This window comes from Streptomyces sp. NPDC031479, assembly GCF_055581065.1.
Map to the genome: position 1 here is coordinate 62,021 of NZ_JBVIKC010000005.1, position 13,193 is coordinate 75,213.

The 13,193-nt window shown below is 76.0% G+C and carries 12 protein-coding genes; 9 read left to right on the plus strand and 3 right to left on the minus strand.

The features are described 5' to 3' along the window. Positions 1-5 precede the first annotated feature (5 nt). The 6 genes from ACZ5D2_RS08050 to ACZ5D2_RS08075 all read left to right on the plus strand — a co-directional run bounded on the left by ACZ5D2_RS08050 (position 6) and on the right by ACZ5D2_RS08075 (position 7,579). A complete protein-coding gene (locus ACZ5D2_RS08050; RefSeq protein ID WP_468928053.1) occupies positions 6-2,456 on the plus strand; it encodes an alpha-N-acetylglucosaminidase in 2,451 nt (816 codons plus the stop codon). Between the two features lie 234 nt (positions 2,457-2,690). Continuing rightward, positions 2,691-3,104 (plus strand): hypothetical protein, encoded by a 414-nt coding sequence (locus tag ACZ5D2_RS08055; RefSeq protein ID WP_468928056.1) that lies wholly within the window; start codon positions 2,691-2,693, stop codon positions 3,102-3,104. Positions 3,105-3,227: 123 nt separating this feature from the next. Continuing rightward, the gene (sigK, locus tag ACZ5D2_RS08060) at positions 3,228-3,794 is read left to right on the plus strand and encodes an ECF RNA polymerase sigma factor SigK (RefSeq protein ID WP_371681102.1); all 567 of its coding nucleotides are present in this window, start codon (positions 3,228-3,230) and stop codon (positions 3,792-3,794) included. Beyond that, positions 3,794-4,555: an anti-sigma factor gene (locus ACZ5D2_RS08065; RefSeq protein WP_468928058.1), complete on the plus strand. Its 762-nt coding sequence runs from the start codon at positions 3,794-3,796 to the stop codon at positions 4,553-4,555. The genes sigK and ACZ5D2_RS08065 overlap by 1 nt, the downstream gene beginning before the upstream one ends. Positions 4,556-4,760: 205 nt before the next feature. Then, entirely contained in the window at positions 4,761-6,350 is a 1,590-nt protein-coding gene (locus ACZ5D2_RS08070) for a molybdopterin-dependent oxidoreductase (protein WP_371675611.1), read from the plus strand. 158 nt (positions 6,351-6,508) lie between these two features. Continuing rightward, entirely contained in the window at positions 6,509-7,579 is a 1,071-nt protein-coding gene (locus ACZ5D2_RS08075) for an alpha/beta hydrolase (protein WP_371675612.1), read from the plus strand. A 27-nt stretch (positions 7,580-7,606) separates the two neighbouring features. On the opposite strand, the gene ACZ5D2_RS08080 is transcribed toward ACZ5D2_RS08075, so the two are convergent. Next, on the minus strand, positions 7,607-8,845 hold the full coding sequence (locus tag ACZ5D2_RS08080) for a cytochrome P450 family protein (protein ID WP_468928063.1): 1,239 nt from the start codon (positions 8,843-8,845) through the stop codon (positions 7,607-7,609). A 248-nt stretch (positions 8,846-9,093) separates the two neighbouring features. Between ACZ5D2_RS08080 and ACZ5D2_RS08085 the strand changes: the two genes are divergently transcribed. Then, positions 9,094-9,837, plus strand: a complete 744-nt coding sequence (locus ACZ5D2_RS08085) for a TetR/AcrR family transcriptional regulator (protein ID WP_371675614.1) — start codon at positions 9,094-9,096, stop codon at positions 9,835-9,837. Between the two features lie 58 nt (positions 9,838-9,895). On the opposite strand, the gene ACZ5D2_RS08090 is transcribed toward ACZ5D2_RS08085, so the two are convergent. Beyond that, complete coding sequence (locus tag ACZ5D2_RS08090) at positions 9,896-10,954, minus strand: enoyl-CoA hydratase/isomerase family protein (RefSeq protein WP_371675615.1); 1,059 nt, start codon at positions 10,952-10,954, stop codon at positions 9,896-9,898. Between the two features lie 663 nt (positions 10,955-11,617). Between ACZ5D2_RS08090 and ACZ5D2_RS08095 the strand changes: the two genes are divergently transcribed. Together ACZ5D2_RS08095 and ACZ5D2_RS08100 are read left to right on the plus strand one after the other, a co-directional pair. Further along, on the plus strand, positions 11,618-12,061 hold the full coding sequence (locus ACZ5D2_RS08095) for a MarR family winged helix-turn-helix transcriptional regulator (RefSeq protein WP_468928065.1): 444 nt from the start codon (positions 11,618-11,620) through the stop codon (positions 12,059-12,061). An 88-nt stretch (positions 12,062-12,149) separates the two neighbouring features. Continuing rightward, positions 12,150-12,743, plus strand: coding sequence for a hydrolase (locus ACZ5D2_RS08100; protein ID WP_468928068.1), 594 nt, complete (start codon positions 12,150-12,152; stop codon positions 12,741-12,743). Here ACZ5D2_RS08100 and ACZ5D2_RS08105 read toward each other — a convergent pair. Further along, entirely contained in the window at positions 12,718-13,179 is a 462-nt protein-coding gene (locus tag ACZ5D2_RS08105) for an ATP-binding protein (RefSeq protein WP_468928070.1), read from the minus strand. The genes ACZ5D2_RS08100 and ACZ5D2_RS08105 overlap by 26 nt on opposite strands. Positions 13,180-13,193 lie beyond the last annotated feature (14 nt).

Consider the following 13,193-nt stretch of genomic DNA (forward strand, 5'->3'; position numbering starts at 1 on the left):
CCCCGATGACGAAGCCGCCGCCCCGCGCCCGGCGCGGTGTACGCCCGGCGCTGCCGGTGCTGGCCCTCGTACTGCTGGCCCTCGCCGGCACGGGAGCCGCACCCGGGGCGGCGGTGCGCGGGGCGGCGGTACCGAGGGCCGCCCGGCCGGGGGCCGCCCTGCCGGGGGCGGCGGTGCCCGGGGCGGTGACGCCCGCGGAGGTGACGCCCGCGGAGGTGACGCCCGCGGAGGTGACGCCCGGAGCCGCCGGGCGCGGAGCCGCCGTGACGGGCGGGGTCGCGGTGCGGCGGGCGGTCGGCGGCGGCCCGGATGCCCGGACCTCGGCGCCAGGCCCCGGCGCGACTCCCCGGACCTTCGACGCCGCGCCCGCGCGGGCCGCCCTGGCGCGGCTCCTGCCGCGCCACGCGGGGCAGTTCACGCTCGTGCCCGACCCCGCGGCCGGCGCCGACACCTTCACCGTCTCCGGCCGCGCGGGCGCCGTCACCGTGCGCGGTTCCACCGGCGCGACGCTGCTCACCGGTGTCGGCTGGTACCTGCGGCACGTCGCCGGGGTGGACATCGGCCTGCCGGGCGACAGCCTCGGGATGCTGCCGGCGACGCTGCCCGCGGTGCCCGAGCCGGTCACCCGCAGCGCGCTCGTCCCGCACCGGTACGCGCTCAACGACACCGACGACGGGTACGCGGGCGCGTACCGCTCCTTCGAGGAGCGCCGGCGGCAGATCGACGTGCTCGCCCTGCACGGGGTCAACGAGGTGTTCGTGCAGGTCGGCGCCGAGTACCCGTACTACAAGGCGCTCCAGGGCTTCGGGTACCCGGCGCGGGAGCTGCGCGAGTGGATCCCCGGCCCCGCGCACCAGAGCTGGTGGCTGCTGCAGAACCTGAGCGGCTTCGGCGGGCCGGTCACCGAACGCCTGATGCGCGAGCGGGCCGCGCTGGGCGGGCGCGTCGCCGAGCAGCTGCGCGGACTCGGCATGACCCCGGTGCTGCCGGGCTGGTTCGGCACGGTGCCGCCGGAGTTCGCCGCCCGCAATCCGGGGGCGGTCACCGTGGCACAGGGCGACTGGGCGGGGTTCGCCCGGCCCGACTGGCTGGACCCGGCCTCACCGGTGTCCGGGCGGCTCGCGGCCGCGTACTACGCGGAGCAGCGGGCCGTCTTCGGGGACAGCACGATGTACCGGATGAGCCCGCTGCACGAGGGCGGACGGACGGGCCGGGTGGACGTGAAGGCCGCCGCGCGGGCCGTCCAGGGCGCCCTGCACGCCGCGCACCCGGGGGCCCTGTGGGCGGTGCTGGGCTGGCAGGACGACCCCACGCCGGAGCTGCTCGCCGGGGTGGACACCTCGAAGCTGCTGATCCTCGACGGACTGTCCGACCGGTACAACCGCCTGGACCGGGAGACCCGTTGGGGCGGTGTCCCGTACGCGATGGGCAGCATCCACAACTTCGGCGGGCACACGACGGTGGGCGCCAACACCTCGGTGTGGATCGACCGGTTCGCGGCCTGGCGCGCCAAGGGGAACAGCGCGCTGGCGGGGACCGCGTACCTGCCCGAGGCGGCCGGGACCGATCCGGCGGCCTTCGGCCTGTTCACCGACCTCGCCTGGGAGCCGGGGCCGATCGACCAGCGGGCCTGGTTCGGCGCCTTCGCCGCACGCCGCTACGGAGCGCCCGATCCGGAGGCCGCGGCAGCCTGGGATGAGCTGCGCCGGGGCCCGTACAGCACCTCCTCGGGGCTGTGGTCGGAGTCCCAGGACAGCCTGTTCACCGCGCGGCCGGGGCTGACGGCGGCCGGCGCCGGGCACTGGAGCCCCAGGTCCATGCGCTACCCGGCGGGTTCGGTGCGCCGCGCCCTGGACCACCTGCTGCGGGTTGCCCCGCGGCTGCGCTCCTCCAGCGCGTACCGGTTCGACCTGGTGGACACCGCCCGGCAGGCCCTGGCCGACCACTCGCGGGTGCTGCTGCCGCGGATCAGGGCGGCCTACGGGGCGGGGAACGCCGCGCTGCTGCGCACGCTCGCCACCCAATGGGCCTGGAGGGAGGCGCAGTTGGACGCGCTCACCGGATCCGACCCGAACTTCCTGCTGGGCCGCTGGCTGGACGCGGCCCGCTCCTGGGGCACGACGGAGGCCGAGAAGGACCACTACGAGTACGACGCGCGCTCGATCCTGACCGTGTGGGGGCGCCGCGGCACCAGCGAGGGGGGCTTCCTGCACGACTACGCGAACCGCGAATGGAGCGGTCTGGTCGGGGAGTTCTACGCCGGGCGGTGGGAGCTGTACTTCGGCACGCTGGAGAAGGCGCTGGCCCGGCGGACCGCACCCCCGGAGATCGACTGGCACGCGTACGAGGAGGAGTGGGCGCGGCGCACCACCCGTCCGCCGGCCACGCCCCGCGGCGATCCGTACGCCCTGGCCGCCGCGGTGGCCGCCACCCTCCCGGCGGCGACCGCGGGCTGACCTACCGCGCGGGACTTACCGCACAGGATCCGGATGCGCTCGCGACACGCCGTAGCACTCACCCTCCCGGGGGATTCGCCTTACCCGGACGGGGGAGATCGGATCCGAGGACTCCCTCCCCGCGGAGGCGCTGGGTTGACTGGCCCGGACGTGCCGAGGGGCGGCCGCCGCGGTGCTGCGGCGGCCGCCCCTTTCCGACGCCCACGGGCCAGAGGCCGACAGGAGTGCAGCGAGATGTCCGAGACCGAGCGGGAGCGGCCCCCCGGGCCCCCGGCCACCGCACCGGGTGCGGCGGATGATGCGGGCACCGCGGACGCGTCGGACGCATCCGGTACGGCGGGTGCGTCCGGTACGGCGGGCGCGGCCACCGCGTCCGGTACGGCGACGGACCCGTCCGGCCGGGCGGCGGCGCCGGTGGCGTCGGCCCTGGAGCTGCTGACCTTCCTGGTGCGCGGGACCGACGCCCCCACGGACGCCCGGTTACCCGGGCCCGCCGCCCCCACCGACCCGGACCGGCTCACCGACGGCGTGGTGGAGCTGCGCAAACGCGGCGAACTGGCCACCCGGCCGACCGGGTCGGACGCCGGGGACCGTCTGGCGGAGATGGCCCGCCGGGCCGCGGAACGGGCCGGCCGGCCCCGTGCCTGAGCGCCCCGCCGGACCCGCCCCCGTACGGGACCGAGCCGACGGCCCGGTGGCTCCGAATCGTCCACGCGGCGGGCGGGGGTCGCCACGGCCCCTCCTCTCACGGAGGATCGGTGCGTGAACGACATGACACGGTCCCGGACCGAGGAGGATCTGGCCGTCGCCCTCGGCCGGGTCGCCGGGGGCGACGAGGCGGCCTTCGTCGCGGTGTACGAGGCGGTGAGCCCGGCCGTGCTCGGCGTGACGAGCGCCGTGCTGCGCGACCGGGCACAGGCGGAGGAGGTGACCCAGGAGGTGTTCGTCGAGGTGTGGCGCACCGCCGGGCGGTACCGCCGCGAGCGGGGCGGCGTACGGACCTGGGTGCTGACGATGGCGCACCGGCGGGCGGTGGACCGGGTGCGCTCCGCGCAGGCCTCGGCCGACCGGGAACGGCGGGCGGCGCGGCTGGAGGCGGCGCTGCCGGAGTTCGACGAGGTGACCGAGGCCGCGCTGGAGCACGAGGAACGCGCGCGGGTGCGGCGCTGTCTGGAGGGGCTGACCGCCCTCCAGCGGCAGTCGGTGGTCCTGGCCTACTACGGGGGGCGGACCTGCCGCGAGCTGTCCGAGACCCTGTCGGTACCGCTGGGTACCGTGAAGACGCGGCTGCGGGACGGTCTCCTGCGGCTGCGCGACTGTCTCGGGGTGAGCGGCTGATGAGCACGGAGAACCCGCACGGGGCGACGGCGGCCTACGCGCTGGACGCACTGCCGGAGCCGGAGCGCGCCGCCTTCGAGGCCCATCTGGAGACCTGCCCGGACTGCGCCCGGGAGGTACGGGAGTTCGCGGCGACGGCCGCCCTGCTGGGCGCGGCGGCCGCGGTGGAGCCGCCGCCCGCGCTCCGCGAGGCCGTGTTGCGGCGGATCCGGGAGCTCCCCGCCGGCGCGGAACCGGAGCCCGGGGCGGCCCGGCACCGGGCTCCGCGGCGCCGGGGGTGGGCCAGGTGGGCCCTGGCCGCCTGCGTGGCGGTGGCGGCCGGGCTGGGCGGGGTCGCGGCCTGGCAGTACCAACGGGCGGACGCCGCGCGGCAGCAGGCACGGGCGGCCGAGGCCCGGGAGGCCGCGCTGGCCGGGGTGCTGTCCGCCCCCGACGCCCGGCTGGCGTCCGGCCGGATCGCGGACGGCGGCACGGGGACGGTGGTGCTCTCCCGCGAGCGGGACCGGGCGGTGTTCGTGCCCTCCGGGATGGCGGCGCCCCCGGCGGGGCGTGTCTACCAGCTGTGGTTCGCCGGTCCGGACGGCGGCATGCGCCCGGCGGGCCTGATGGATCCCGGGCGGCCCGACGCCCCGGCCCTCCTGGCCGGCCCGGTGCACGGAGCCACCGGGATCGGCGTCACCGTGGAGCCCGAGGGCGGTTCCGCCGCCCCGACGACGAACCCCCTGGTCCTGCTGGCCCTGCCCGGCACCCGGACCGTGTAGGCCGTCTCCACCGGATCTTGCCGGCGGCGCGGGCCGGGCAAGGTCCGGACGAGACGGCATGGCCGGCTCCGGCCGCTCCGACGTCCGGTGCGCAACCGTGGAAGGGTGGAGGGGTACCGGATCCGCGCGGCGGCACGTGCTCGCCGGGAGCGTGCGGACCGGACCATGCGCGGGGCGATGTGCGCACGGGCGGAGGTGAACGCCGATGGCACCCGTGGAGCGGACGCGCGGCGCCCGCCGGCTGTGGCCGGCCGGGGCCGTCGCCGGGCTGGTGTCGGCGTTCGCCGGGCTGACGGTCGCGGGGCTCGCGGCGGTGGCCGTCCGGCCCGAGGCGGCCCCGCTCACCGCGGTCGGCGGGGCCGTGGTGGACCGTACGCCCGCGGCGGTCAAGGAATGGGCGATCCGTACCTTCGGCACCGCCGACAAACCGGTGCTGACGCTCGGGATCACGTTGGTGCTGGCGGTCCTCGCCGCCGCGACGGGCGTCCTCGCCGTACACCGGCTCCGGACGGGCCTGGTGCTCGCCGGTGCGGTGGGCGTGCTCGGGGCGGTGGCGGCGCTCGGCCGGCCCGAGGCCACCTGGCGGGACGCCCTGCCGTCGCTGGCGGGCGGGGCGGTCGCGGCCGGAGCGCTGTACCTGCTGGTCACCACCCTGCGACGGCCCCGCCCCGCGCCGGGGCGGCCCGGTGGCACCTGGCCCATGGACCGGCGGGGCTTCGGCCGGATCGTGGCGGCCACGGTCACGGCCTCCGCGGTGGCCGGACTCGCCGGGCGCCGTCTCGGGGCCCACGGCTCGGCACGGGCCACCGCCTCCCGGGCGGATCTCGCCCTGCCGCCGCCGGCCGTCCCCGCGCCGCCCGTACCCGCCGGGGCGGACCTGCGGATCCCCGGTCTCTCCCCCTTCCTCACCCCCGCCGGGGACTTCTACCGCGTGGACACCGCCCTGGTCGTCCCGCGCGTGGACGCCGCCGGCTGGCGGCTCACGCTGCGCGGGGACGGGGTCGCCAAGCCGCTGAGCCTGGACCTGCCGGCCCTGCTCGCCCGGCCGCTCGTCGAACACGACGTGACCCTGACCTGCGTCTCGAACGAGGTCGGCGGCCCGTACGCGGGCAACGCCCGATGGCTGGGCGTCCGCCTGGCCGACCTGCTGCGCGAGGCGGGGGTCCGCCCGCCCTCCGAGGGCGGCCCCGCCGACCAGCTGGTGGCCCGCTCGGTCGACGGGATGACCATCGGAACGCCCGTGGAGACCGTCATGGACGGCCGGGACGCGCTGCTCGCCGTCGGGATGAACGGCGCGCCGCTCCCCTTCGCGCACGGTTTCCCGGTCCGGATGGTCGTACCGGGCCTGTACGGGTACGTGTCGGCCTGCAAGTGGCTGACCGAGCTGCGCCTGACCACCTTCGCCGCCTTCGACGCGTACTGGGTCCGGCGTTCCTGGGCGCAGCGGGCCGCCGTCAAGACGCAGTCGCGGATCGACACCCCGCGTCCCTTCGGCCGGGTGTCACCCGGGCGGGTGATGGTGGCCGGGGTGGCGTGGGCGCAGCACCGGGGCATCTCCCGGGTGGAGGTGCGGGTCGACGACGGCCCGTGGCTCCCGGCCCGGCTGGCGGCGGCCGACGGCGTCGACACCTGGCGGCAGTGGGTGTGGCCCTGGGACGCCGTTCCCGGCGGGCACACGCTCCAGGTCCGGGCCACGGACGGCTCGGGACGGACCCAGACGGGCACGCGCTCCGGGACCCTCCCGGACGGGGCGACGGGCTGGCACACGGTCACCGTGGACGTCCGCTCGCTGTGATCGGGGGCGGGCCGGGGACGGTGGCGGGTCCGCTCCGGCGCCCGTGCCGACACGACGCGGACCCGCGCCCGCGGGCCCGCGGGCGCCGTACATTGAGGGCCCCGTCAGGACGTCACCCGCCTGCCGTCCCGCCCTCCCGCACGTCAGGAGCCGACGCCGTGGAGCTGACCAGTACCGCGTTCCTCGTCACGCTGATCGCGGTCACGGCGCTGGCCGTGCTCCTGGCGCTGCTGCTGTGGAACCGGGTCCCGGGGCCCGCTCCGGTGCGGTGGACGGCACGGGTGCTGATGATCGGGCTGTGCCAGCTGACGGCGATCTGCGTGGTCGCCGCGTGGATCAACGGCAGCTTCGGGCTGTACGCCTCCTGGGACGACCTGCTGGGCACCGGGAACGGTGAGGACGCCTCCGCGATGACGGGGCCGCCGGTCGGCCGGGCCAAGTTCACGCAGGGCGGCGACGGCACGCTCAGCACGTACGTCCGGGGCAGTCACTCGAAGCTCGCCGGGCAGGTGATCGTGTGGACTCCCCCGGCGTACGACGCCCCGGGGGCGGACCGGACCCGGTTCCCGGTGGTGATGCTGCTGCACGGCTACCCGGGTACGCCGCGTTCCTGGATGGACCTGGGGTCCATGCCCGGGGCGCTGGAGCGGCTGGTCCGGCTCGGCGAGGCGCGCCCGTTCATCCTGGTGATGCCGGAGATCTATCCGGGCGGGGTGAACACCGACTGCAGCGACACCCCGCAGCGCAAGATCGCGACCTGGCTCGCCCGGGACGTGCCGGACCTGGTCGCGAAGAACTTCCGTACGCTGCCCGAGCCGAAGGGGTGGGGGCTGATGGGCGTCTCGACCGGGGCGTTCTGCGCGGCGAAGCTGCCGTTGCAGTACCCGAAGGTGTTCCGGGCGGGCGCGGCCCTGGACCCCGATCCGCTGACCGGGGACGCGGGGGTGCTGGCCGATCCCGGGCTGCGCGAACGCAACAGCCCGGCGTGGCTGCTGGCGCACACGAAGGGGGCGGACGTCGGGCTGTTCCTGGCCACCTCCGCCCAGGACAAGGAGAGCCCGCCGCGGCAGCTGGCGGAGTTCGCCCGCGCGGCGCGGGGCACCGGGGTGCGGGTGAAGACGCTGGTCCGCCCGGCCGGCGGGCACAACTTCCAGACGTGGAGCGGGATGTACCCCGACGCGCTGGGGTGGCTCAGCACCGAACTCTCCGCGCCCGCGCCCGTCTCGTAGGGCGGCACGGGACCCCGCCCGCCCGGGTCAGGCCAGGCGGACCGGGAGCGCCTCGACGCTGTTGCCGATGAAGCTGCGCTGGCGCGGAAGCCCGGCCTCGGGCACCGCCAGGTCGAGGCCGGGGAAGCGGGTGAAGAGGCGTTCCAGGGCGATGGTCGCCTCCAGCCGGGCGAGGGGCGCGCCGACGCAGTAGTGCGCGCCGTGGCCGAAGGAGAGGTTGCGGGCGGCGGTGGGCCGGGTCAGGTCGAAGCGGTCGGCGTCCGGGCCGTGGAAGGCCCGGTCGCGGCCGGCCGCCGTGTAGCCGGCGAGTACGGGGGTGCCTTGCGCGATGACGGTGCCGGCGACGGTGAGGTCGCGGGTGGGGTACCGGAAGGGGAACCAGCTGACCGGCCCGTCCCAGCGCAGGGTTTCGTCCACCACGTCCGACCAGCTCGCCTTGCCGTCCATGACCAGGGCCAGCTGGTCGCGGTGGGTGCACAGGGCGCGGACGGCGTTGCTGATGAGGTTGAGGGCGGTCTCGTGGCCCGCGACGAGCATCAGCCGCATGGTGCCGATGAGTTCGGCCTCGCTGAGCCGGTCTCCGTCCTCGTCGCGCGCGGCGATCAGGGCGCTGGTGAGGTCCTCGCCGGGGGCGGCGCGGCGGGCGGCGGCGATGGTGGCGATCAGCTCCACCAGCTCGCGCACGGCGGCCATCACCTCGGCCGGGGCGATGTCGGTGGAGATGATGACGGTGTTCGAGAGGTGGTGCAGGCGGCCCCGGTGCTCGGGGTCCACGCCGAGCAGTTCGCATATGACGCTCATCGGCAGCGGCAGCGCGAAGTGCGTGCGCAGGTCGGCGACCCCGTCGGCGGATCCGGCGGCGGCCGCGGCGAGGTCGTCGAGGAGGCCGTCGGCCAGTTCCTCGACGCGCGGGCGCAGCCGCTCCACCTGACGGGCCGTGAAGGCGTTGCCGACGAGGGAGCGCAGGCGCCGGTGGTCGGCGTCGTCGGCGGTGTGCATGCCCTGGGCGTTGGCGAAGACCCGCAGGGGCCAGTCGGCGGGGATGCTGCCGTCGTGGAGGGCGGGGAAGTGGCGTGCGTCCTTGGCCACGTCGGGGTGGGCGAGGAACTCCTTGAGCGCCTCGTGTCCCAGGACGACGGCGCCGGGCACCCCGCCCGGGAGGACGACCTCCGCCACGGCGCCCTCGGCGCGCAGCCGGGCGTTGAGCGCGTGCGGGCAGCCGCCGGCGGGGTCGATGACGTGCCGGGGGGAGGTGTGCGACGACAAGGCGGTCTCCTGGTCAGATGGGCGACTACCGGCCAACAGTGCGGCCTGAAGGGCCCGTTGTTCAAGCGGTGTGCCTGGTTCGTCCGGGATGGGAACCGGCGCGACGCGCCGACGGGGTCCCGCACTCCGCGATCTCCGGGACGCCGTCCCGCGCGGGCCGCGCGTGGCGGCGCCGGCCGGCGACCCGCCCCGGGAATTCCGCTGTACGCATGCCGCGTACAGCGTCCGCAGGCGGCTAGGGTGGGGGCATGTCCCCATCAGAGCAGCAGTCCCCCGCCCCCGTCCCCTCCGTCTGGGCCCGGCCGCGGCGCCAGAAGGAGCAGGCCTCCCTCAGCCAGGAGCAGATCGTCGCGGCGGCGGTGCGGCTGCTCGACGCCGAGGGCATCGAGGCGCTGAGCATGCGCAAGCTCGGCGCCGAGATGGGCACGGCCGCCACGTCCCTCTACCGGCACGTGGCCAACAAGGACGAGCTGATCGAGCTGGTCGTGGACGAGGTCTACGGCGAGCTGGAGCTCCCCGAGGCCGGCGGCCCGGACGGGTGGCGCGCCTCCCTCTCGCACAGCGGGCACAGCCTGCGCGACATGGTCCTGCGCCACCCCTGGGTGGCCTCGGTCCTCGGCCAGGTGGGACTGGCCCACCTGGGACCGAACCTGATGCGGATGTCCGAGGGGATGCTGCGGCTGGCCCGGACGGCCGGTTTCCCGCCCGGCGAGGCCGACCTCGCCATGAAGGCGGTCATCTCCTACGTCATCGGCGCCACGACCAGCGAGGCCTCCTACCTCTCGCTGCTCGCCCGCAGCGGCATGAGCGAGGCCGACTGGCTGCGGTCCCTGGCCCCGGCGGGCCGCCAGGCCCTCGACGAGCACCCGCTGACGCAGGACCACTACGCCACCCAGCGGGAACAGGACCCGGCGCGGCTGCGCGAGGAGAACTTCGACTACGGGCTCCAGCGGGTCCTCGACGGCCTGGCGACCCGGATCGACCGCGGCTGACCGGGCGCCGCGGACGACCGGGCGCCGGATCCGCGGCCGGTCCGCGCCCGACCCGGCCCTACGGGAAGGTCAGTTCGCGGCCCTCGCCGAGCGGGGCGAAGAACCGCTCCACCGAGGCCGGCCGCACCTGGACCAGGGCCGCAGGAGACCAGCGGGGACGGCGGTCCTTGTCGATCACCTGCGCGCGGATGCCCTCCACCAGGTCCGGCACGGACAGGGCGGCACTGGAAACCCGGTACTCCTGCTCCAGGACCCGCTCCAGGGAGTCCAGCGCCCGGGCCCGGCGCAGCGCGGCGAGGGTGGCCTTGAGGGCGGTGGGGGACTTGGCGTGCAGGGTCTGGGAGGCCTCACGGGCCGCCGGCAGGCCGGTGCCGAGCAGCCGGGAGTGGATCTCCTCGACGGTGTCGGCCGCGTAGCACCGGTCGATCCACTCCCGGTCGGCGGCGAGTCCGCCCGAGCAGGGGGCGGGGAGCGCGTAGCGGGCCACCACCTTGTCGGCGGGGGCGCCGTCGGTGCCCTCCGTGAGGTCCCGGACGAGCTCCGGCAGGAAGTCCGAGGGCACGTAGTGGTCGGCGAGCCCGCACAGCAGGGCGTCGGCCGCGCCGACCGCGGCGCCGGTCAGGGCGAGGTGGGTGCCGAGTTCGCCTGGGGCCCGCGAGAGCAGGTAGGTCCCGCCGACGTCGGGGACGAAGCCGATGCCGGTCTCGGGCATGGCCACGCGGGAGCGTTCGGTGACGAGGCGGACGCTGCCGTGGGCCGAGAGCCCGACGCCACCGCCCATCACGATGCCGTCCATGAAGGCGACGTAGGGCTTGGGGTAACGGGCGATGCGGGCGTTGAGCCGGTACTCGTCGCGCCAGAAGTCGAGGGAGCCCGTGGTCCCCGCCTTGGCGTCCGCGTGGATGGCCCGGATGTCACCGCCCGCGCACAGGCCGCGCTCCCCGGCGCCGCGGATCATGACGTGGTCCACTGCGGGGTCCTGCTCCCAGGCCGTGAGGGCCTCCGCGATCCTCAGCACCATGGGGTGGGTGAGGGCGTTGAGGGCCTTGGGGCGGTTGAGGGTGACCACCCCCGCGCGGCCCTGGGTCTCGATGACAACGGTGTCGTCTTGGATCATCACACCGGTCAGTATGTCGTCTCGACGGCACAGAGAAGATCATTTCCGATGATCTCGATGATCTTTCGGGATGTGCGGCGATCTGGGGGGTGTGCGGCCGGTTCGGGCCACCCCGCCCATGACGGGTGGGCTGCGGGCGCGTACCCGGAAGCGCGCCCGAGGGCGTCGGTGAAGGCGCTCGCCGAGCACCGGCCGGGGCGGGTGCGCGACCGCCGTCGGGGGCGCGCCGTCGGCCGGCGGCCGCAGCGTCCGGTGCGGTCCCGGCTGGGTGCGCCACTGCGGGAGGGTCACACCCGGCCCGGCGCGGAACATCCGGCCCGGGGTCGGCTCCCCCGCCACGCTCCCGCCCGGTGGCACGCCGGACGTGCCGGGCACGCCGGACGCACCGGGCCGCGCACCGGCTGTTTTCGGCCCGGCGCCTCTTCCGCGTCACCCGGCGGTCCAACGGAAGCGGGGCCCCTCCGCCGGGGGTGATCCCCGGTCGGTGACGTCCCTCGATCCAGTGAATACGGACCGGTCTTCCCCCGTTCCTCCGTCCGGCGTGGAGTCCGTGACCGCCGGACGACCGCCGTCGCGCTCCCCGGGCCCGCGGCCGCCGGCCGCCACCCGGTCAGATCATCAGTCTTCCTTGCAAGTTTGCCTGTCGTTCCCTACGGTCGGGGTATGACATCGGGACGGGAGCCGCGCGACGGGGTGCACGACATCGCCGAGGAGCTCCAGCTGGCCGTGGGCATGCTGGTGCGCCAGGTGCGGGCGACGACGGGAGGGGGCATCAGCCTGTCGCAGATGTCCGTCCTCAAACGGCTCGACCGGCTCGGCGCGGCCACCGCGGCCGATCTCGCGCGGGCCGAGAAGATCCGCCCGCAGTCCGTCATCGCCACCGTGAACTCCCTGCGGGCCGAGGGGTACGTCACCCGGACCCCGCACCCCACCGACGGGCGCCGGCTGCTCGTCTCGCTGACCGACCGGGGACGCGCCCTGGTGCGCGAGCGCCGCGAGGCCGGGCACGACCGGATCGCCGAGCTGGTGGCGGGGCGGCTGACCGCCGATGAGCGGCGGCTGCTGGCCGAGGCCGTGCCGCTGCTGCGCCGCCTGGCGGAGGACTGATCGCCCCTCCCCCCGACGGAGCTCCGCCGACCACCCCTGCCCGTACCCCTGCCCGTACCCCTGCGAACAGCGACCGAGGAGTCCGAACATGACCGCCTCCCCCACCCCCTCCACCCTGACCCTGGACTCCGGCACCGCGCTGGTGCTGATCGACCTCCAGCGGGGCATCCTGGGCATGCCGACCGTCCGCCCCGGCGCCGAGATCCTCAAGAACGGCATCGCGCTCGCCGAGGCCTTCCGCGCCCGCCGGCTGCCGGTGGTCCTGGTCAACGTCGCCTGGTCGCCCGACGGCGGCGACCTGCCCACCACCGACGTCGACACCCCCGGCCCGGCCACCGCCCCGCCGCCGGCGTTCTCCGAGATCCCGGACGAGCTGGCCGCGCTGGGCGACGTACGGGTCACCAAGCGCCACTGGGGCGCCTTCACCGGGACCGAGCTCGACCTCCAGCTGCGCCGCCGAGGGATCCACCGGATCGTGCTGGCGGGCATCTCCACCAGCATCGGCGTCGAGTCCACCGCCCGTACCGCCTGGGAGCACAGCTACGGGCTGGTCTTCGCGGAGGACGCCACCACCGACCTGGACGCGGCGTCGCACGCCCACTCCTTCGGCAAGATCTTCCCCCGCCTGGGCCGGGTCAGCTCCACCGGCGAGATCTTCACGGCACTGGACGCTCTGGGCTGAGCCCGGCCGCCGGCCAGGGCACCTCCAGCCAGACGCACTTGCCGAGCGCTCCGGGCCGCGAACCCCAGGCCCGGGCCAGACGTTCCACGATCAGCAGCCCGTGGCCGCCCGGCCGGGCCGGGTCCGACGGGACCCCGTGCCCACCGGGCTCCGGCGGTGCCGGATTGGTGTCGGTCACCTCGATGCGCAGCCGCTCGTCCGTACGGTCCAGCACGAGCGCACCTGGCCCTCCGCCGTGCAGGCAGGCGTTGGCCACCACCTCCGAGACCAGCAGGAGGACGTCCTCCGCCGCCTCCCGTACGGCCTCGCCCTCGGCCGGCAGCCACTGCCAGGCGGTCAGCGCCCGGCGGGTGAACTCGCGGCTGCGGCTCACGGGGTCCGGGAGCCCGTCGAGGACCAGGAGCCAGTTCCGGTCCGCCGACCCGCGCTGCCCCATGGCCCCTCGCTCCC

What these genes read in the sequence shown, in the direction of transcription:
- ACZ5D2_RS08050 (WP_468928053.1), top strand. Translation starts at nt 6, where the DNA reads ATGACGAAGCCGCCGCCCCGCGCCCGGCGCGGTGTACGCCCGGCGCTG.
- ACZ5D2_RS08055 (WP_468928056.1), top strand. Translation starts at nt 2,691, where the DNA reads ATGTCCGAGACCGAGCGGGAGCGGCCCCCCGGGCCCCCGGCCACCGCA.
- sigK (WP_371681102.1), top strand. Translation starts at nt 3,228, where the DNA reads ATGACACGGTCCCGGACCGAGGAGGATCTGGCCGTCGCCCTCGGCCGG.
- ACZ5D2_RS08065 (WP_468928058.1), top strand. Translation starts at nt 3,794, where the DNA reads ATGAGCACGGAGAACCCGCACGGGGCGACGGCGGCCTACGCGCTGGAC.
- ACZ5D2_RS08070 (WP_371675611.1), top strand. Translation starts at nt 4,761, where the DNA reads ATGGCACCCGTGGAGCGGACGCGCGGCGCCCGCCGGCTGTGGCCGGCC.
- ACZ5D2_RS08085 (WP_371675614.1), top strand. Translation starts at nt 9,094, where the DNA reads ATGTCCCCATCAGAGCAGCAGTCCCCCGCCCCCGTCCCCTCCGTCTGG.
- ACZ5D2_RS08090 (WP_371675615.1), bottom strand. Translation starts at nt 10,954, where the DNA reads ATGATCCAAGACGACACCGTTGTCATCGAGACCCAGGGCCGCGCGGGG.
- ACZ5D2_RS08095 (WP_468928065.1), top strand. Translation starts at nt 11,618, where the DNA reads ATGACATCGGGACGGGAGCCGCGCGACGGGGTGCACGACATCGCCGAG.
- ACZ5D2_RS08100 (WP_468928068.1), top strand. Translation starts at nt 12,150, where the DNA reads ATGACCGCCTCCCCCACCCCCTCCACCCTGACCCTGGACTCCGGCACC.
- ACZ5D2_RS08105 (WP_468928070.1), bottom strand. Translation starts at nt 13,179, where the DNA reads ATGGGGCAGCGCGGGTCGGCGGACCGGAACTGGCTCCTGGTCCTCGAC.